The organism is Pseudomonas sp. ChxA, assembly GCF_030263855.1.
GTDB classification, from domain to species: Bacteria; Pseudomonadota; Gammaproteobacteria; order Pseudomonadales; family Pseudomonadaceae; genus Aquipseudomonas; species Aquipseudomonas fluorescens_CB.
On the sequence record NZ_JARPMK010000001.1, the window covers coordinates 717140 to 734574 of the forward strand.

The 17435-nt window shown below is 61.2% G+C and carries 17 protein-coding genes; 5 read left to right on the forward strand and 12 right to left on the reverse strand.

Features of this window, described 5'->3' with window-relative positions; genetic code table 11:
* Positions 1 to 41: 41 nt before the first annotated feature.
* Positions 42 to 515, forward strand: a complete 474-nt coding sequence (locus P5706_RS03020; protein ID WP_285678535.1) for a prepilin peptidase — start codon at positions 42 to 44, stop codon at positions 513 to 515.
* 126 nt (positions 516 to 641) lie between these two features.
* Positions 642 to 1424 carry a response regulator transcription factor gene (locus tag P5706_RS03025; RefSeq protein WP_285678536.1) on the forward strand — a complete coding sequence of 261 codons (783 nt, stop codon included), beginning with the start codon at positions 642 to 644 and terminating at the stop codon, positions 1422 to 1424.
* Positions 1425 to 1613: 189 nt separating this feature from the next.
* On the opposite strand, the gene P5706_RS03030 is transcribed toward P5706_RS03025, so the two are convergent.
* From P5706_RS03030 to cpaB, 8 genes are read right to left on the reverse strand one after another with little or no spacing between them, the layout of a single operon-like run.
* Positions 1614 to 1883 (reverse strand): DUF3613 domain-containing protein, encoded by a 270-nt coding sequence (locus P5706_RS03030; protein WP_285678537.1) that lies wholly within the window; start codon positions 1881 to 1883, stop codon positions 1614 to 1616.
* Positions 1884 to 1885: 2 nt separating this feature from the next.
* Positions 1886 to 2608: a tetratricopeptide repeat protein gene (locus tag P5706_RS03035; RefSeq protein ID WP_285678538.1), complete on the reverse strand. Its 723-nt coding sequence runs from the start codon at positions 2606 to 2608 to the stop codon at positions 1886 to 1888.
* Positions 2609 to 2618: 10 nt separating this feature from the next.
* Positions 2619 to 3512 carry a type II secretion system F family protein gene (locus tag P5706_RS03040; RefSeq protein WP_285678539.1) on the reverse strand — a complete coding sequence of 298 codons (894 nt, stop codon included), beginning with the start codon at positions 3510 to 3512 and terminating at the stop codon, positions 2619 to 2621.
* A 1-nt stretch (position 3513) separates the two neighbouring features.
* Complete coding sequence (locus P5706_RS03045; RefSeq protein ID WP_285678540.1) at positions 3514 to 4395, reverse strand: type II secretion system F family protein; 882 nt, start codon at positions 4393 to 4395, stop codon at positions 3514 to 3516.
* Positions 4396 to 4414: 19 nt separating this feature from the next.
* On the reverse strand, positions 4415 to 5677 hold the full coding sequence (locus tag P5706_RS03050; protein WP_200433797.1) for a TadA family conjugal transfer-associated ATPase: 1263 nt from the start codon (positions 5675 to 5677) through the stop codon (positions 4415 to 4417).
* Positions 5674 to 6867 (reverse strand): CpaE/TadZ family protein, encoded by a 1194-nt coding sequence (locus P5706_RS03055; RefSeq protein WP_285678541.1) that lies wholly within the window; start codon positions 6865 to 6867, stop codon positions 5674 to 5676. Before P5706_RS03055 ends, P5706_RS03050 begins: the two co-directional genes overlap by 4 nt.
* Positions 6864 to 8084, reverse strand: coding sequence for a type II and III secretion system protein family protein (locus tag P5706_RS03060; RefSeq protein ID WP_017136718.1), 1221 nt, complete (start codon positions 8082 to 8084; stop codon positions 6864 to 6866). Before P5706_RS03060 ends, P5706_RS03055 begins: the two co-directional genes overlap by 4 nt.
* A 15-nt stretch (positions 8085 to 8099) precedes the next feature.
* A complete protein-coding gene (gene cpaB, locus P5706_RS03065) occupies positions 8100 to 9026 on the reverse strand; it encodes a Flp pilus assembly protein CpaB (protein ID WP_285678542.1) in 927 nt (308 codons plus the stop codon).
* A gap of 331 nt (positions 9027 to 9357) precedes the next feature.
* On the opposite strand from cpaB, the gene P5706_RS03070 reads away from it, so the two are divergent.
* The 3 genes from P5706_RS03070 to P5706_RS03080 all read left to right on the forward strand — a co-directional run bounded on the left by P5706_RS03070 (position 9358) and on the right by P5706_RS03080 (position 10281).
* Positions 9358 to 9552, forward strand: a complete 195-nt coding sequence (locus tag P5706_RS03070; RefSeq protein ID WP_200433799.1) for a Flp family type IVb pilin — start codon at positions 9358 to 9360, stop codon at positions 9550 to 9552.
* Positions 9553 to 9618: 66 nt separating this feature from the next.
* Positions 9619 to 9813, forward strand: coding sequence for a Flp family type IVb pilin (locus tag P5706_RS03075; protein WP_200433800.1), 195 nt, complete (start codon positions 9619 to 9621; stop codon positions 9811 to 9813).
* A gap of 60 nt (positions 9814 to 9873) precedes the next feature.
* The gene (locus P5706_RS03080; RefSeq protein ID WP_200433801.1) at positions 9874 to 10281 is read left to right on the forward strand and encodes a response regulator; all 408 of its coding nucleotides are present in this window, start codon (positions 9874 to 9876) and stop codon (positions 10279 to 10281) included.
* Positions 10282 to 11205: 924 nt separating this feature from the next.
* Here the strand turns inward: P5706_RS03080 and P5706_RS03085 are convergent.
* The 4 genes from P5706_RS03085 to P5706_RS03100 all read right to left on the reverse strand — a co-directional run bounded on the left by P5706_RS03085 (position 11206) and on the right by P5706_RS03100 (position 17419).
* Entirely contained in the window at positions 11206 to 12888 is a 1683-nt protein-coding gene (locus P5706_RS03085) for a ShlB/FhaC/HecB family hemolysin secretion/activation protein (protein WP_200434879.1), read from the reverse strand.
* A 183-nt stretch (positions 12889 to 13071) separates the two neighbouring features.
* Complete coding sequence (locus tag P5706_RS03090) at positions 13072 to 14922, reverse strand: collagen-like triple helix repeat-containing protein (RefSeq protein ID WP_285678543.1); 1851 nt, start codon at positions 14920 to 14922, stop codon at positions 13072 to 13074.
* A 302-nt stretch (positions 14923 to 15224) separates the two neighbouring features.
* Positions 15225 to 16073, reverse strand: a complete 849-nt coding sequence (locus P5706_RS03095; RefSeq protein WP_285678544.1) for a MaoC family dehydratase — start codon at positions 16071 to 16073, stop codon at positions 15225 to 15227.
* 2 nt (positions 16074 to 16075) lie between these two features.
* On the reverse strand, positions 16076 to 17419 hold the full coding sequence (locus P5706_RS03100; protein ID WP_285678545.1) for a 3-oxoacyl-ACP reductase: 1344 nt from the start codon (positions 17417 to 17419) through the stop codon (positions 16076 to 16078).
* Positions 17420 to 17435: the final 16 nt, after the last annotated feature.

Here is a 17435-nt window from a genome sequence, read left to right on the forward strand (position 1 = left end):
TATCAGCATAGAATCAATCGGCGAAAAGGGATGTTTTTTACGTGATCCATAGCGCAGTGGTGCTTTTGTGGTTGGGGCTATGTGCCGTACAGGACGTTCGCCAGCGCTTGCTCGCCAATCGCCTGACGCTGGGCGCGGCGTTGCTGGCGTTGATCTACCTCGTGTGGACGGGCAACACCTGGCTTGGCGCTTCCGTCGGGCAGGGGCTGTGGGCGTTTTTCCTGGCGCTGCTGTTGACCTTGCCCGGTTACGCCCTGGGCCGCCTGGGCGCCGGCGATGTGAAGCTGCTCGCGGCCTTGGCGCTGGCCTCCAATGCCGACTACTTGCTGGGGGCCTTTGTGGGGGCCGCGATCGCCAATCTGCTGTGGCTTTTGTCAGCGCCAAAGCTTTGGCCGCTTATGAGTCAAGGGGTTAAAAACCATCTGGGTTATCTGGCGCCGGATCCGTCAAGAAAACTGCCGTTTGCGCCGTTTTTACTGGTGGGTTTTGCCGCCACCTGGTTTTGGATCCATTAATCGCCTTAGGGTATTAACGCTATGTACATAGTCAGAAAGTACGTCTACGTTTAATACGTGGTTGTACAGGAATATTCGTGGTGAAGGATTAGTCAAACTTTTGGCTTGCAATGCATGGAGTAGCGCGTGAACAAGCTTACCTCTGCTGTAAAAGTGCTCGTGGTCGACGATCAACCGCTGATTGTGGAAGAGCTCTGTGAATTTCTTGAAAGCAGCGGTTTCCGCTGTGTCCCGTGTGAATCCAGCCAGCAGGCCTTGAAGCGTTTTACCGAAGACGCCGACATTGGCCTGGTGCTGTGCGATCTGCATATGCCGGACATGGACGGCATCGAGTTGGTCCAGGCCCTGCAGAAGGTTGCGGGCAAGCAGCGCGCCTTTGAGGCGATCATGTTGACCGGTCGCGCGGACAAGCAGGATGTGATCAAGGCGCTGCGTGCGGGGATCGCGGATTACTACCAGAAGCCAATCAACCTCGATGAGCTGCTCGAAGGCTTGCAGCGCCAGGAAGCGGCGTTGGAGGAGCGCAAGAAAGAGCTGCAACTGGGGCACTTGAACCAGAAGCTGCAATTTCTTTCCGAGTCCATCAACGACCTGTACCAGGACCTCGACAAAGCGCGCCGTAGTCCGCCAGGGCATGAGAGTGACGAGGCGTCTGCAGAGGAGGCCGGGCCGGTGGAGATTCCGGCGATCTTCAACCAGCTGTCGCCACGTCAGTTGGATGTTGCGCGGCTGGTGGGCAAGGGGCAGACCAATTATCAGATTGCCTGTGAGCTAGGCATTACCGAGAACACCGTGAAGCTGTATGTGTCCCAGGTGTTGCGCCTGACGCACATGCATAACCGCACGCAGTTGGCGCTGGCGTTGTCGCCTAACAACTCGGCGATGCGCCAGCGAGTCACCGCCCACTGAGTGGGAGCGGGCTTGCTGTGGCGAGGGAGCTTGCTCCCGTTGACTGCGCAGCAGTCTCCGGCTTTTTTAGGGGCGCTTCGCACCCCAGCGCAAGCAAGCTTGCTCGCCACAGAAAGCCCGCTTGTGTCTTGAATGATCGTTCCCACGCTCTGCGTGGTAATGCCGCCCAGGACGCTCCGCGTCCTGCTATCAACTACCGCCCTGGGCTGTCCCGCCCGCCTTCTGATCGAAGTATTCCGGAATCGGGTGCTTGTAGCTTTCCAGCAAGCGTTGCGCCGCCAGGTCACGCTCGGCGGCGGAGGCTTTTTGCTGGGTGCTTGAGGCCGCTTTCCCGCTGGACTGCAAGGTCAGCCAGCTTTCGGTCACCGCCTGCTGCGGCGATGACGGGCCGGGCTCGATGGCCATGACGCTGAGGGGCAATGCCAGCACGGCGAGGCTGGTGAGATAAGGCATTTTCATGATCAATTCCTCGGAATGCTTGCGGCATCACTCATGGTCGCCACCTGGTCTTTGGCCTTGGTGACGGGAGCGCTGACGCCTTTGAGTTTCTCGGCGCGGGCCTGGGCCTCGGTAACCTGCTCAGGGCTCAGGTTCATTTGGCTGGCCACCTGCGCGGCCTGCTTCCAGTTGTCCTGATAGATCATCAGGGTCACCAGGTTGATCGCCGCCAGCGGGTCGCTCTGCTTGAGCTCCATGGCGGTCATGAACTCGAAGCGTGCGTCTTCCAGGCGCAGTTGGTTGAGGTACACCACGCCCAGGTCATTGCGGATTTTTTCATCCGTCGGTGCCAACCGGGCCGCGCGTTGCAAGTGCGCCATGGCTTGGCCGTTGTCGCCTTTGGCCGAGGCCAACTGGCCCAGGCCGTGTTCGCCTTCAGCCGCCATGCAGGTGCCGATCAGGCTTTGATAAAGCGGCTGTGCCTCGCTACGCCCGAGCAGGCGATACGCCTTGGCCTGGCGCAGGCGTACCTGAGGCAAATTGGCCGGCAGGCTCTGCAGGTTGGCCAGGCTGGCGTGCAGCTTGCCGTCGCCGGCCATTTCATCGGCCAGGTTCAGCGCCAGCTCCTGGTCCGATCCAGGTTTGGGGCAACTGCCGCCCGCCGTCAGGGCCGCCCACGGCGTTTGGCCGTTGGTGGCGCAACCCCCGAGCAGCAACAGGCTCAAACCGGCTATCAAGGCTTTCATCGGGCGGTCCTCATAAGTTACTCAAAGCCCGGGAGATGCCAATGAACGCCGGCCCCCCGAGCACGATCAGCAGGGCGGGAAACAGGAACACCATCATCACCACCGACATCTTTGCCGACATCTTCGACACGAACTCCTGGATGCGCGTGAGGCGGCGGTCGTCGAGCAATTGCTTGAGCGCCAGCAGCGATTTCATCGCGCCGCCTCCTTGCTGGACCAGTTGCTGGAGGATGGTGCAGGTGTCGGTGAATTCATCCACGGCCAGCATCCGCGCGGTCTTGCCCAGCTCTTCGCTCAGCTCCAGGCCGGAGTCGACACGCGTCAGGATCAGCCGCAGTTCATAAGTCAGGTCCGGCAGCAGGCGCTGCGCTTCAATGCTCAGCACGCGCAGCGCTTGTTCAACCGCCATGCCGGACTCGAACAGGATGCGCAGCAGCGGAATGAAGGTCGAGACCTCACGGGAGATGCGCTGTTGGCGCGCCTTGGCGGCCCTGGCCAGGATGCGTTTGGGTAGCAGGTAACCGATGCCCAGGCCGATCACGGGCGCCAGCCACGGCGAGGCCGTGTGGGGAAACAGCAGCTCCTGGCCCACCAGCACCATGCCCAGCGCCACTAGCGGCGTGCCGACCTGCAGGGCGGCGAACAGGGAGCGTTGGCTGGCCTGGCGCCAGCCGACGCGGCTGAGCAACAGTTGGGTCTCGTTGTCCAGGCTCACCGAGCGTTGCGCGATAGGGCTGTTGCCCAATTGGCGCATCAATGAATTGAGCGTGCGTTCACGCCCCATCTGGCCCTGCAAGCGCTGGGCGACCAGGCGCTGGCCGCGCCGGTGTTTGAGCAGGTTAGCCAGCACCAGCACCAGGGCGGCCAGGAGCAATACGGCGCTGATCAGCAGTGGGATAGCCATCTCATACGCTCCGCAGCATGCGCCACAAGGTGAAGCAGCCCAGCAGCTGCATCCCCAGCGCCACGAACAACAGGATGCGCCCGGTGCCGTCGTTCCACATGGTCATCAGGTACGCCGGGTTCACCGCGAGGAAGTAGCCGATCATCGAAATCGGCAGGGCGCCGAGCACGTAGGCGGTCACGCGGGTTTCTCCGGTCAGGGCGCGCAATTGGCGGGCGGCCTGCTCACGCTCGCGGATCATCTTGATCAGGTTTTCCAGCAGTTCGCTGGCGTTGCCGCCATAGCGATGGTTGATCTTCAAGCCCAGCGCAAACAGGCGAAACTCATCACGCTCGTAGAACTCGGCAAAGTCGTGGGTCGACTCCGGCAAGCTCACGCCCAGCTGCACGTTACGGCGGATACGGCCCATGGCCTGTTGCAACGGGTCTTCAGTGATCTCGATGCCGCCCAGCACCGAATCCGCCAGAGTGCGCCCGGCCTTGAGGCTGCGCACGGTGTGGTCGAGCAATTGCGGCAGCTGTTCGATCATGCGCTTGATGCGTCGCTGGTAGCGCCAGGCGATATACACGCGCAGCAGCAACGGCGGCAGCACCAGCATCACCAGCAGGCCGAGCCAGCCGGCCACCAGCAGCCCCAATGCCACGCCCAAGGCCCAGATCGCCAGCCACAGGCCCAGGCTGTCCGTGGGCTTGCCCAGGCCTGCGCGCAGGAACATCCGTTCCACGCCACTCCACTGGTTGGCTTCTTCGCTGAGCTGCGGCTGGCCCTCGGCGAGCCGGCTCAGTACCCGCTCGGTCTGGGCACGGCGCAGGCCGTTCTGAAAGGAGCGGATCGACAGGCCGATCAGGATCAGGCAGATGAGTAGCAAAATGGCCCCGGTCATGGTCATGTCCCTTTGAAGGCTAAGCCGGTTCGCGGCGCAGTTTATCGCCGGCCGGGTTGACCGCTTCGCGCAAGAAGCCGAAGCCGGTGCGCCGGTCATGACGGAACAGGGTGTTGGTGACGTACACGTCTTCACGGACACCCACCACCTCGACCACTTCGCTGACGCAGCGACGCCCGTCCGGCAAGCGGGTCAACTGGATCACCACATCGAGCGCCGCGCAGATCATTTGCCGCAGGGTTTTTTCCGCCACCACACGGCCGGTCAGGCCCACCAGGGTTTCCAGGCGCAGCAGCGCATCGGCGGCGTTGTTGGCGTGTACGGTACTCATGGAACCGTCGTGGCCGGTGTTCATGGCGGTAAGTACGTCGAGCACTTCCACGCCACGGATCTCGCCAAGGATGATGCGGTCGGGGCGCATCCGCAGGGCGTTGCGGATCAGGTCGCTGGCCTTGACCTCGCCGTGGCCCTCGGCATTCGGCGGGCGGGTTTCCAGGCGCACCACGTGGGGGTGGCCCAATTGCAGCTCGGCCACGTCTTCGATGGTGACCAGGCGTTCATGGGGATTGATCAGTTGGCTGAGAATATTCAGCAGCGTGGTTTTACCGGTGCCGGTACCGCCGCTGATCAGGATATTGCAGCGCTTGCCCACGGCTTCCTGGAAGAAGTCAAAGATGTTCTGGTCGATGGTCTGCATCGCCACCAGGTCGCTGCTTTTAAGCATGTCCTTGCGAAACTTTCGAATCGACAGGCACGGCCCGTCCAGGGCAATCGGCGGGATGATCGCATTGACCCGGCTGCCATCCGGCAGACGCGCATCGACCATCGGCGACGACTCATCCAGGCGCCGCCCCAGTGGGGCGAGGATGCGTTGCATCACGCGCTCAACGTGGTGTGAATCAATAAAGCGCAGGTCGCTTTGATGCAGCAAACCGTCACGTTCGATAAATACCCGGTGCGGGCCGTTGACCAGGATTTCGGTTACGGACGGGTCGCGCAGCAACACTTCCAGCGGGCCGAAACCGGTCAGTTCATCGACGATCTCTTCGGCCAGGCGCTCCATCTCATAACGGGAAATCGCCAAGTGCATGCGGTTGATGTATTCGGCCACTTTGTCGATGACAAACTGCGCCAACAGCGGGCGTGAACCCTCGAGCAAATTTTTGCCTGACTCCTCGATGGCATCGATGATGTAGCGATGCAGCACCAGCTTGAGCCCGTCGTGGTCAGTATTGCCGCCGACGCCGCGAGCGGGTGAGCCGAAGAGTTTTTCACCGTTCATTTGCCGGCTCTCAGCAAGCGCTCAAACCAGGTGTGCGAGGGTTTTTTCATGCCTTCGGAGCGCTTTGCCAGGCGCTCGCCCAGGGTTTTTAAGTTGTGGGTCAGAGTTTCTCGCGGGGCCAGGGTGAACAGGGTTTGCCCTTGGTTCTTGGCGTTCAGGCGCACCTCCGGGCTCAACGGCAGCACCGCGATCACCTCCAGCCCATAGCTTTTGCCCAGGGCATCGGCGTCGGGCGCGCAGCCTTTGATGTAGCGGTCGACCAACAGCTTGGCGTGTTCCAGCTTCATGCCTTTTTCGCGCCACTGGTTCAACACGCCGAGGTTGCGCCGGCAGTCCAGCACGCTCTGGTCAGTGCACCACAGCAGCTTGTCGCAGTGGCTGACAAAGGTGCGCAGCGCTTCGCTGTCCGGCTGGCCGGCAAGGTTCACCACGATGTGCTGGAAGTGCTGGCGCAAGGCACTGAGCAGCATGTAAAGCTCGGCGGCGCTGGTCTGTTCCAGGGGTTCGTCACTGGCGGCGTAGGCGAGGATGCGCAGGCCGTCTTCAGCACTAGTGAACGCGCTGTTGATCAAGGTGGTGTCCAGGCGCCTGAGGTGGCGCAAGGCATCACCGAAATTGAACGAGCTTTCCAGCCCCAACAACGTGAGGCTGTCACCGCGCGGCAGGCCCAGGTCTAGCAACAGGGTTTGCTGGCCGCTCTTTTGCACCACCAGCGCCAAGTGGCTGGCCAGCAGCGCGCCGTCGGCATTGCTTTGGGTGCCGTAGAGCACGGTCAGGCCACCCAGTTGAGTGTTAGTGGTCACCGGCGGCAGGCGTTTACTGAGGCGACGTACCAGCCCGGCGACTTCGCTGGAACGTGAGCCGTAGGCGACAAAGTCACGCGCACCGGCGCGCATGGCATTGAGTACAAGCTGGTTGTCCATGCCATCGCCGAGGGCGACGATGGCGAGCATCGGCTTGGCCTCCAGCGCGCCTTCGATCAGCGCGCTTTGGGCCACCACGTGTTCGCGGTCGAGGCCGACAAACACCAGGTTGGCGAAGGTCACGTCCACCAGCGCCAGCAACTCGTCGAGGGTGCCGCTGCCGGCGCTGACCACTTGGCCAAGCGGTGCCAGCGCGCCCTGCAGCCATTCCAGGTCGGTGGTGTTGCGCGTGATTGCCAGAAACGTCTGGCTCAGGCTATCGCTCATTGAGACAACCCATTGAGTCGGTCGAAATTGCCGTTTTCCAGGAAGTACAGGCGGTACCAGTTCGGGTCGTAGTTGCGCAGCTTCTCGCCGGGCAAGGACGGCAGTTGGGCGTTGGCGGCCAGCGGCTGCACCAGGTGCGGCGTGACGATCATCAGCAGCTCTTTGTCCTGGCGGTTAACCGAGGAATCGCGAAAGAATGCACCGAGAATCGGGATATCGCCCAGGCCTGGAAACTTGCTGATGCTGGTGACGTTGGTGCTGCTGATCAGGCCGCTGATCACGAAGCTTTCGCCGTCGGCCAGTGACACGCTGGTGTCGGTGCGGCGGATGGTCAGCGCCGGCACCTGGATGTTCTGGATGACCACGGCGTTGGTGTAGTCCAGCTCGCTGACTTCCGGCGCTACCTTGAGGGAAATGCGGTTGTGGTCGATCACGGTCGGGGTGAGTGTCAGGCGAATGCCGAACTCTTTGTACTCGATCGAGATGTTGTTACTGCCGCTGCTGGGCACCGGGATCGGCACTTCGCCGCCGGCCAGAAACGTCGCGCTTTGCCCGCTCATGGCCACCAGGCTTGGGCGTGCCAGGGTGTAGGCGAAACCACTGCTTTCCAGGGCATTGATCAGGGCAGAAACCCGCCCGCCGCCAAAGCCGATATTGAAGTTGGTGGTGCTCACCGGTAGCTTGAACGTGTCGACGGTAGGCGAGAGCAATTTTGGGCTACCAAGGAAAAAGTTGCTGCCGATGCCGAGGATCTTGGTGCTGGCTTCCTTGAGTTTGGAGCGGCTGACTTCGACGAAACGGATGTCGGTTTGCACCTGGCTGGGCAGCGTCGGGTCTTCCGACGGGGACAGCGACAGGCTGGTCAATGCCGAGGTAGCCTTGCCTTTGACGAACACCATGCTCTGGCGCGGCGTGTTCGAACAGGCGGTCCAGACCATCAGGCTGGTGGTGCCGGAGGCCACGCCGGTGAGCAGGAAACCGCGGTCACCATTGAGGTGTACGTCGGCAATTTTCGGGTCGCCAATGGCCAGGCGTGTGATGGCGACAGGGGATTGCAGCTCCTGTTGCAGGCCCTCGCCCACCGAGAGTGCTGCGGGTAATTGGCCCAGGCTGCCGCAGTTGCCCGGGGCGGCTGCAACGAGCCCCACAGACAAGTTCGACAGCATCAGGGCACAGGCGATTTTCAGCGTGAACACCGGTGCGAAACGTCGGTTCATGCACAGCATCCTTGTTCAGTCGGGTGTTTGTTGGGTTGCTTGATTGCCGCGTATCACTTCGACACCGGTGCGGCGCGCGGGGCCACCCTGGGCGACTTTTTTGGGCGCCTGTACGAAGGCCAGTTGGGTGAATTGGTAGAGGTCGCGGTTGGCGCTTTGCAGCTTGCCCGGTGCATCGCTTTCACCGGCCCAGTAGTGGCTCAGCAAGCGTTCATCGGCGCTGCGCACCGCCAGGCGCAAGGTGCCGGCCTGGGTGGCCAGCATCAGTTGGCTCAGCAGTTGTTCAGGCACGGCCAGTACCACGGTGCGCGACGGCGCATGGCGCTGGGCTTTTTCTTCGGCGGTCATTGCTGGTGGTGAAGCGGGAACGCCGTCGTTGGTCAGGCCCATTTGATCGCCGACACTGAGCAGGCGCATGGCAGGGATCACCACTTGAGCGGATTGTTCGACGTTGGCGACGTCCTGGCGCAGGTACAGCAACACGTCCACATAGTCGCCTGGGCTCAGTTGGCCGGCAGCGCCAATCACCTCATCGACGGCAACCGCGAGGGCGCGTTCGTTGGAGCGGATCATGCGGGCCAATGGGCCACCCGGGCTGAAACTCTCATCGTTGAGCCAGGTGCCGGCCTGCAAGGCGCGCCATGGTGTGCGGCCGATGGCCTGGTCAACACTGGTCATACTGCCGGCTGGCGCTGTGCGCAGTTTTTCGATGCTCAGGTCTGCGGCGGTCAGGGCAATAAAGGGCGGTACATCGTGGGCCAGTACCACCACCGATTGGCGGGTCTGGTCCTCGACCACGGCGACGGCTTTTTCTACCGGAGCGGTGGGCGGCGGTGGGGGCGCCGGGGCAGGTTCGCGGCTGAGCACCAACCCCCAATAACCGGCAAACAGCGCACCGACCAAGAGCACACCGGCAAGTACCATGCTGAGACGCGTGTTCATGACGGCTCTCCTTTTCCTGTTGCACCAAAACCCGTCGATCCCAACGGGCTAATTCCGCAACTCGGCTGCTATGAACAGTAACTAACTATTTCGCTATTTGAAGGTAGTTCAGCTAGGACAAAATGCCATTACTGACAGAAAGATTTCTTCGTGGCACCCCTTGATAGCCTTGAAAACAAGGGATTCAGGCGCCAGCAAAACGACCACTACTTTGTGATTAATCAGTTCTTACAGTTGTGAGGGTGGGGTTTGTTGACAATGCTCAGGTGGCACATGGCAATTACTGTGCAGCACCGAGCTAGGGCGTCTGGTCGCCCATAGGAGTAGTACGATGATCCTCGAACTGTTGATTAAACTCCATGTTCAACTTCAGCTACTTTTTCATCGCAAAGAAGGCGCGACCGCGATTGAATATCTGATTCTCGTGGCAATTGTAGCATTGGTGATACTGGCAGCCGGGACGACCCTGGGGCCGAAGATCACTACATTCTTTGGCAAGATCCAGACGGCCATTACTACAACGTAAGTAATGACTATTCAGTTCCGTGGGCAGAGCCTTGATATGGCGTTGGGTCGCCAGAGGAGAAGTAACATGGTCCTTGATCTGTTGGTGAGACTGTATGTGCAACTGCAGGTGTTTTTTCGGCGCAAGGACGGCGCAACGGCAATTGAATATCTCATTCTTGTGGCCATTGTAGCGTTGGTGGTACTGGCGGCTGGGACGACGCTGGGGCCTCAGATTACGACGTTCTTTGGCAAAATTCAGACGGCGATTACCACGACGTGAGTTTGGCGCAGACTGCTGTTGAGTACAGACAGTTTTGATTGATGACATCAGGTAGTGCCCATGAATGCTGCAGCTGCACCTTTGCGTCAACAAATCCTGTTGGTGGACGACGAAGAAGATGCCCTCGTAGAACTGGCGGAGTCGCTGGAGAACGAGGGCTTCGTTTGTTTTACCGCTACCTCTGTGACTTACGCGTTGCAAGAGCTGACGCTGAATCCTGACATTGCCCTGGTTATCACTGACCTGCGTATGCCTGAGGAGAGTGGCATCTCGCTGATCAAGCGCTTGCGTGAGCACACGGATCGTCAGCATTTGCCGGTGATTGTGATGTCTGGGCATGCGGAGATGGATGATGTGAGTGACATGCTGCGGTTGCAGGTGTTGGATTTGTTTCGCAAGCCCATTTATCTGGTGCGCTTGATTGATACGCTTAACAGTCTTTTTCCTTTGCGTAAGTCTCGGTTGTAGCTGGGGGTGTTGAGTACATATCCGTTGCTGCGGTAACGGCGGCTTAGGGTTCCGCCCTTACGGCGGGTCACTTTTGGCAAACGCCCCAAAAGTAACCAAAAGGTCTGTGCCCCACCACTTGGCACCTCGCTTAGGCTCGGTGTGCCCTCACTCCGGCTTGAATCCGTGGGCCGCCGCGATGGGCCATCCTTGGCCCAGCGCGGCTAACCCGGCGTCCTGCCGGGTTACCCACGGATTCAAGCCTGCGTTCGGCCATCGTGGTTAACGGGGCGCCTCAGATCAAGATCAAGATCAAGATCTACAGCACGGCGGCCTGAAAGCCGACCTGAGTGGTTGAAGCAAGAGCCAGATCAAGTGCAAAGCAAAAGCCTATCTGAATACACTGAAGAACTGCTTTTCTGTGGGAGCTGGCTTGCCTGCGATGCAAACACCTCGGTACATCAGGCACACCCAGTTGATGCCATCGCAGGCAAGCCAGCTCCCACCTTTGACCGAGTATGGCTCTGCTCTTGCTCTTGCTCTTGCTCTTGTTGTTGCTCTTGCTGTTGCTCTGGCCCTTACATCCTTTTCGATGACGAAGTCAGCGGTCTTTTGATCTGCGCTTGTGATCTTGATCTTGATCTGAAATCGCCCCGTTAAACACGATGGCCGGAATCTGACAGTGATTTGGGGGGTAAACCGGCAGGGATGCCGGTTTAGCCGCGCTGGGCCAAGGATGGCCCATCGCGGCGGCCCCCCAAATCACTGTCGGATTGCGGGCATGCCGAGCCTAAGCGAGGCACCGAGTGTTGGGGCGAAGACCTTTTGCTTACTTTTGGGTCTTTCCAAAAGTGAGCCGCTGTAAGAGCGGAACCATAAGCAGCCATCACCCAAATAACGGATATGTACTCCGCAGCCCCGCAGCCCCGCAGCCACCCACAACCCTCACAACTGATAACTGAAACTCAAGGTATACCGCGGCCGCCGGTTAAAGCTGTCCAGGGCGATGTCCGACATCGGCTTGGCCGCTTCCAGGGCGATGTTGTAGTACTTGTTATCGCCAAAGCGCAGGCCCAAGGCCGCCGAGGACATGTCGTTGCCCTTTACCGGCAGTTCGTTGAACCAGGTCTTGGCGCGGTCAAGCACCACATACGGTTGCAGGATCTTCACCCAGTCGCCAGCGCGGTTGAAGCTGTAGTTGACCTCATACGCCACGCCCCAGCCCTTGTCGCCCGAAGCTTGATCATCAGGGTAGCCACGGCCGAAGTTCTGCCCGCCAAAGGTGGCGCGCTCGCTGTCGGGCAAGGTGGCGTCGCTCCAGTAGAACGCACCCGAAAGCACGCCTTGCCAGTTGTCGAAGAACTTGTCGCTCTGCACCCCAGACAGGCGCAGGCGGAAGAAGTCCAGATCAGGTTTTGCCGTGCCCAGGTCGCTGTGGGTTCTGGCGCCTAGGCCATTGATGCCTTGGTACAGCCCGGCGCTGAGGATGCGCAACTGGCGGGTGTCGGACTTGCGCCAGTCGCCTTCAAATGCCAGTGCGCGCAGGTCGCTTTCGATGTCGAAACGGTTGGGGTAGCCCACCAGTTGATAGCGCGTGGTCTGGTCCACCGCATACAGGCGTGTGGCCAGGGTCAGCGATTCGTTGGGCGAGGCAATCAGCGGGTGGCTGAGGCCGATGGTGTAGCGGTCGATCGACTGGTGCGGCTTGAGCTCGAAGCCTCCGTCCAGCTGGATATTGCTTCTGGGATCGGCGCGGTAACGTTCGGCACCCAGTATCAACTGGCTGCCCTCGGCATTGATGAATTGGCTGTAGCCCACACGGTAGTAATGTTCTTTGTCGTCACCCGGCGGGAACAGGCCGCTGACGTAAAGCTGCTCGCCCATGGACGTCTGGGAATTGCTGGTGGCGGTAAGCAACGCTTGCGTACCGTTACGGTTGTCGTCGACCAGGCTCATGCTGGTGGTGAACGGCTTGCGCGAGGCTTCGATCTTCATGTGCGTGGCGCCATCGGTGGTGCCCGGCGGCGGCACTTGCGCCTGCAGGGTCACGCCGGGGATACGCCCCATCAGCGTGGTATAGCGCTCGAACGTCTTGCGCGTGAGCGGGCGCTCGGCCAGCAGCTTGTTAGCGAGTTTGTCGACGTAGGCCGAGACTGAGCCGATGTCGCCGCTTTGCTCGTAATCCTTGATGTAACCCTCCACCAATACCACGCGTACCAAGCCGTTTTCGAAGGTCTGTTGCGGCAGGAACGCGTAGGACAACAGGTAGCCGTCCTGCTGGTAGCGACGCGTGATCGTGCGGGTGGCTTCGATCAGTTGCGCGAGGTTGGTCTCACGGCCAATCAGCGGCGCATAGGCCTTGGCCGTTTCGTCCAGCGGGTAGATCGTACCGCCCTCGATCTGCAGCTTGCGGATGGTGACTTTGGTGTCCATCTGCAACGGCTGGTTCTGGGTGGCAGGCGCTTGCGGCAACTGGGTCTGGGGTGTGGCCGGTCGATAAGCGTCGGCGGGGAGGTTGGGCACCGGCAAGTTGCGGATGGTGTCGTTGCTGTTGAGGAAACTGGGAAGGGTCTCGGCCTGAACGTAGGCACTGAGGGTGAGCAATAACAACGGCGTCAACACGCGCATAGGACACTCCATGGTCAAACTGCAGCAGCGTTACGGGCCCGCCGGGTTCTGGGACGCGGTTCGGGAGGGCGAGGTTTTTTTGAGAAGACCGGCCCATAAAAAAGACGAGAGACTTATAAGGGTCTCTCGTCTCAACCAAGCGTAGGCGCTGTAGGGGAGGCCGTCTAATCGGCCAGGTGCAATTTATTTTTTGCCGGTAAGGCCGTTCAGCAAACCGCCCAGACCGCCGCTTGTACCTGTGCTTGCGCTGCCGTTGGCCGAGGTGCCGGCGCCAGCGCCGACGGTGAGACCGCCGAGCAGGCCACCACTGCCGGTACCGCTGGTGCCGCCAGTGACCAAACCACCTACCGAACCTACGGTGTTGCCGACTGCGGTGACGGTGCTACCTACCGCATTGGTGACTGGGTTGGCATTGGCGGCAGTCAGGTTAGTGCCGAGACTGCTCACCGCACCGCCGACTTGAGTCACCACACTGTTCACTGGCGCGCCGAGGCCTGTCGTGGTGCCGACGTTTTGGGTCAGGCTAGCTACACCGGACGTTACTGGGTTGAGCGCCGCGCCGACGTTAGTGGCCAAGCCTGCCACCGGCGCCGTGGCGGCGGTGTTGGCGACGCCAGTGCCACCGATAACGGTGCCGAGCGAGGCGACCGTGTTGCCCAATGCGCCACCGGTCACACCTGCCGCACTCACAGTGCCGTTGGTGTTGCCGGCATTCAGGCCGTTACCCACGTTGGCCACCAGGCCGCCGACCAGCTCCGGTATACCGGGCGCTGCGGCGCCGCTGGCTGGAGCGACATAGCCGCCGGATTTATCCAGTGTGCCGCCTACGCCCGTCAGCGCGCTGCCGACGATGGTGGTCACAGGGTTGCCGGTGCCGCCAGCACTGGCGACTTGGGTGCCCAGGCCGGTGACGGTGCTGCCGACTTTATCCAGCAGCCCATTCACAGGGGCGCCCAGGCCGGTTGCCTTGCCGAGGTTGCCGGTAGTGTTTTCCACCAGCGACACCACAGGCACCAGCACTTTGCCACCCACTGTGTTAGTCAACGAACCCAACGGGCCAGTGGTGCTGGCTGTGCTGACGGTATCGCCGAGCATGGTGACGGCCTGGCCGACTTTATCCACGACACCTCCTACCGTGCCGCCCACGCCACCGGTCAAGCCGCCCACTACCGGCACGCCGCCAAGGGTGGTCGACAGCGATTTCCCGGTGGTCGACAGACCAGTACCCAGGTCGGCGACGCCATTACCGACACCTGCGACAGTGATGCCCAGGGAGTTGCTGTTAGTGCCCAGCGAACCAAGGCCGCTGGTGACGCCAGTACCGATGCTGGTGACCGCAGTGCCGGTCGCCGTAACCAGGCCGCCTGCGGTTGTGCCGACTATAGGCACATTGTTCAAGGTCGAACCGAGGTCACCGACTGCTGCGCCTACGTTACCGACAGTGCCGCCGAGGGTGCCGGCGATCTGGCCGGTAACCAGAGGTGTAGTGGTCGAACCGGTGCCGCCACCTGTGCCGCCGCCAGTACCACCGCCTGTACCGCCACCGGTGCCGCCGCCAGTCCCACCGCCGGTTCCGCCGCCAGTACCACCGCCTGTACCGCCACCGGTGCCGCCGCCAGTCCCACCGCCGGTTCCGCCGCCAGTCCCACCGCCGGTTCCGCCACCGGTGCCGCCGCCAGTCCCACCGCCGGTTCCGCCACCGGTGCCGCCGCCAGTCCCACCGCCAGTTCCGCCATCAGTGCCGCCGCCAGTGCCACCGCCGGTTCCGCCATCAGTGCCGCCGCCAGTGCCACCGCCGGTTCCGCCACCGGTGCCGCCGCCAGTACCACCGCCGGATCCGCCATCTGTGCCGCCGCCAGTGCCACCGCCGGTTCCACCACCCGCGCCGCTGCCTGCACCCGCATCAGGGGAAGATGCCGCCACACTGCTGTGATGCCCGCCACCACCGCTGCTGCAGCCACCGAGGCTCATCGCCATGACCAGGGCCAGCGCGGTACTTGCTTTCCAAAGCACTACTTGAGTTTGAGTTTTCATGATTGAGTTCCCTTGCACCTGTACAACCTTGGGTTGTTTTCAAACGCTCGTTATTTCTAGGGATAGCGATACGTTTGTCCGTGTTGTCATCACAGACCCGGGCACTCTTTCGCGCAACGCTCAACTTGGTATTAACGATTTATATACACCAGGGTATGGTCGTCTTAATGACTAATACGAAGGGTATAATCGAGGGGTGTATCAAGATATTTATGTATTAAAAATCATGGGTTTGAATAAATAAACGGACGCCTGGGCGTCCGCTATAACTTAGGTTGTATATATACAATTAATATGTTTTTTCAGGCGATGGGCTGCCACTTGCCAAGCATATGTTGAATGTCTGCGGCACCGTTCAACTGCAACTCGCCGCTGGAACCTGCGGCACTGCTGAGCAAAATAACTTCACTGGGCAGGCGTACCGGCTTTTTGAATTCGACGGCTATTTCTACATTGGCGGCGGGCAAGTGCTCATTCAGCGCGGCCAATGTTCGGGCGGTATTCCATAGCCCGTGAGCAATAGCCTGGGGAAAGCCGAACAGCTTGGCCGTCAGTGCGCTCAGGTGGATCGGGTTGTAGTCGCCGGACACCCGCGCGTATTGGCGGCCAATATCGGCGGGCGCTTTCCAGCGCGCCAGTTCGCTGACATTGCCGCAGACGGATAAGGGCTCCTCTTGCGCTTCGCCGTCCAGCTTCACGCCGCGACACAGCATGCGGCTGTCGGCTTCCCACAACAGCCCCAACGCATCCTCGACCGTGGTCACAATGTCAAAGGTCGCCCCCTTGGCGTGGGGCTGCAGATTGTGCGTGTATACGCCAACCAGCAGATTATTCACGCCACCCAATGGTCGATGGATACGAATGCGATTACTCAGGTGAATCAGCCCTAGCAGTGGAAAAGGGAATTTTTTGTCGGTGAGCAATTGCATCTGCAAACCGAACGCCAGGATATGTGGGTAAGTGCCCGGCAGCACCGGGCTGTCGGCGAACCCGCAGACCTTGCGATAGGCCGCGACTTTCTCGGGGTTCACGCGCACGTGGCAGCGCAACCCTTCCTCAGGCAAGGTGCTGCCGCTGATCTTGCGCTTGAGCGCCGCCCGCCCATACAGCGGCAACAGAAATGGGGTGCTGTCCAATGTCTGCCACTGCATAGTCATGCTCCCAGCAGGCTTTGCCCACACACGCGCAGCGCCTGGCCGCTGACGGCCCCGGAACCCGGCTGCCCGAGCCAGGCGACGGCTTCGGCCACGTCCTGGGGCAAACCACCCTGGCCCAAAGAACTCATGCGGCGCCCGGCTTCACGCAGGGCGAAGGGAATGTGCGCGGTCATCTGGGTTTCGATAAAGCCTGGCGCGACCGCGTTGATGCTGATGCCGCGCTCGCCCAGCAGCGGCGCCCACGCCTGGGCCAGGCCGATCAGCCCGGCCTTGCTGGCGGCGTAGTTGGTTTGCCCGCGATTACCGGCAATCCCGCTGATGGACGCCAGCAACACCACGCGGCCGTTGTCGTGCAGAGTGCCGCTGTCGAGCAGGGCTTTGGTCAGCACTTGCGGCGCGTTGAGATTGACCGCCAATACCGCGTCCCAATATTCCGGGGTCATGTTGGCCAGGGTTTTATCACGGGTGATGCCAGCGTTATGCACGACGATGTCGATACCGTCCGGCAGGTGTTCGATCAACTGTGTGGCCGCGTCTTCGGCGCAGATATCCAGCACCACGGTGCGCGCGCCCAGGCGAGCGGCGAGGGCTTCGAGGTCGGCCTTGGCCTGGGGCACATCCAGCACGATCACCTCGGCGCCGTCGCGCGCCAGGGTTTCGGCAATGGAAGCACCGATACCGCGCGCCGCGCCGGTGACCAGCGCCTTGCGCCCAGCCAGCGGCCGTGTCCAGTCTTCAACCGGCGTGGCGCAGGTTTGCAGGCGAATGACCTGGCCGGAGATATACGCACTTTTCGGCGACAGAAAGAATCGCAGCGCGCCTTCCAGCTGATCCTCGGCACCGTCGCCCACATACAACAGTTGCAACACGCCGCCGCTGCGCAGTTCTTTGGCCAGTGAACGGCTGAAGCCTTCCAGGGCACGTTGGGCGCTGGCGGCGAACGGGTCGCTGAGGCTTTCCGGCGCGCGTCCCAGAATCACCACGTGCGCGCTGTGATCGAAATTTTTCAGCAAGGGCTGAAAGAATTCGCGCAGTTGCTTGAGCTGGTCTGTGTGCTGCAAGTCACTGGCGTCGAACACCACGGCCTTGAGCTTGGGGCCGTGGCCTGGAATCCAGGTCGACGACTCGGCGCCGTAGGTGTAAGTCGCGTCGGTCAGTTTGTGCGCAAATTCCTGCACTTTGCCGGCCAGCGCGCCGCCGCCCAGCAGCAGTGCACCCTCTACCGGGCGCAGGCGTCCGGCCTGCCAGCGTTCCAGGCGTACCGGTGACGGCAGGCCAATGGCGGCGACCAGGCGATGGCCGAGGCTTGAGTTGGCGAAGTCGATATAACGGTCAGACATGGAACGCTCTCCGAGT

What these genes read in the sequence shown, in the direction of transcription:
- P5706_RS03030 (WP_285678537.1), bottom strand. Translation starts at nt 1,883, where the DNA reads ATGAAAATGCCTTATCTCACCAGCCTCGCCGTGCTGGCATTGCCCCTC.
- P5706_RS03035 (WP_285678538.1), bottom strand. Translation starts at nt 2,608, where the DNA reads ATGAAAGCCTTGATAGCCGGTTTGAGCCTGTTGCTGCTCGGGGGTTGC.
- P5706_RS03040 (WP_285678539.1), bottom strand. Translation starts at nt 3,512, where the DNA reads ATGGCTATCCCACTGCTGATCAGCGCCGTATTGCTCCTGGCCGCCCTG.
- P5706_RS03045 (WP_285678540.1), bottom strand. Translation starts at nt 4,395, where the DNA reads ATGACCGGGGCCATTTTGCTACTCATCTGCCTGATCCTGATCGGCCTG.
- P5706_RS03050 (WP_200433797.1), bottom strand. Translation starts at nt 5,677, where the DNA reads ATGAACGGTGAAAAACTCTTCGGCTCACCCGCTCGCGGCGTCGGCGGC.
- P5706_RS03055 (WP_285678541.1), bottom strand. Translation starts at nt 6,867, where the DNA reads ATGAGCGATAGCCTGAGCCAGACGTTTCTGGCAATCACGCGCAACACC.
- P5706_RS03060 (WP_017136718.1), bottom strand. Translation starts at nt 8,084, where the DNA reads ATGAACCGACGTTTCGCACCGGTGTTCACGCTGAAAATCGCCTGTGCC.
- cpaB (WP_285678542.1), bottom strand. Translation starts at nt 9,026, where the DNA reads ATGAACACGCGTCTCAGCATGGTACTTGCCGGTGTGCTCTTGGTCGGT.
- P5706_RS03070 (WP_200433799.1), top strand. Translation starts at nt 9,358, where the DNA reads ATGATCCTCGAACTGTTGATTAAACTCCATGTTCAACTTCAGCTACTT.
- P5706_RS03075 (WP_200433800.1), top strand. Translation starts at nt 9,619, where the DNA reads ATGGTCCTTGATCTGTTGGTGAGACTGTATGTGCAACTGCAGGTGTTT.
- P5706_RS03080 (WP_200433801.1), top strand. Translation starts at nt 9,874, where the DNA reads ATGAATGCTGCAGCTGCACCTTTGCGTCAACAAATCCTGTTGGTGGAC.
- P5706_RS03085 (WP_200434879.1), bottom strand. Translation starts at nt 12,888, where the DNA reads ATGCGCGTGTTGACGCCGTTGTTATTGCTCACCCTCAGTGCCTACGTT.
- P5706_RS03090 (WP_285678543.1), bottom strand. Translation starts at nt 14,922, where the DNA reads ATGAAAACTCAAACTCAAGTAGTGCTTTGGAAAGCAAGTACCGCGCTG.
- P5706_RS03095 (WP_285678544.1), bottom strand. Translation starts at nt 16,073, where the DNA reads ATGCAGTGGCAGACATTGGACAGCACCCCATTTCTGTTGCCGCTGTAT.
- P5706_RS03100 (WP_285678545.1), bottom strand. Translation starts at nt 17,419, where the DNA reads ATGTCTGACCGTTATATCGACTTCGCCAACTCAAGCCTCGGCCATCGC.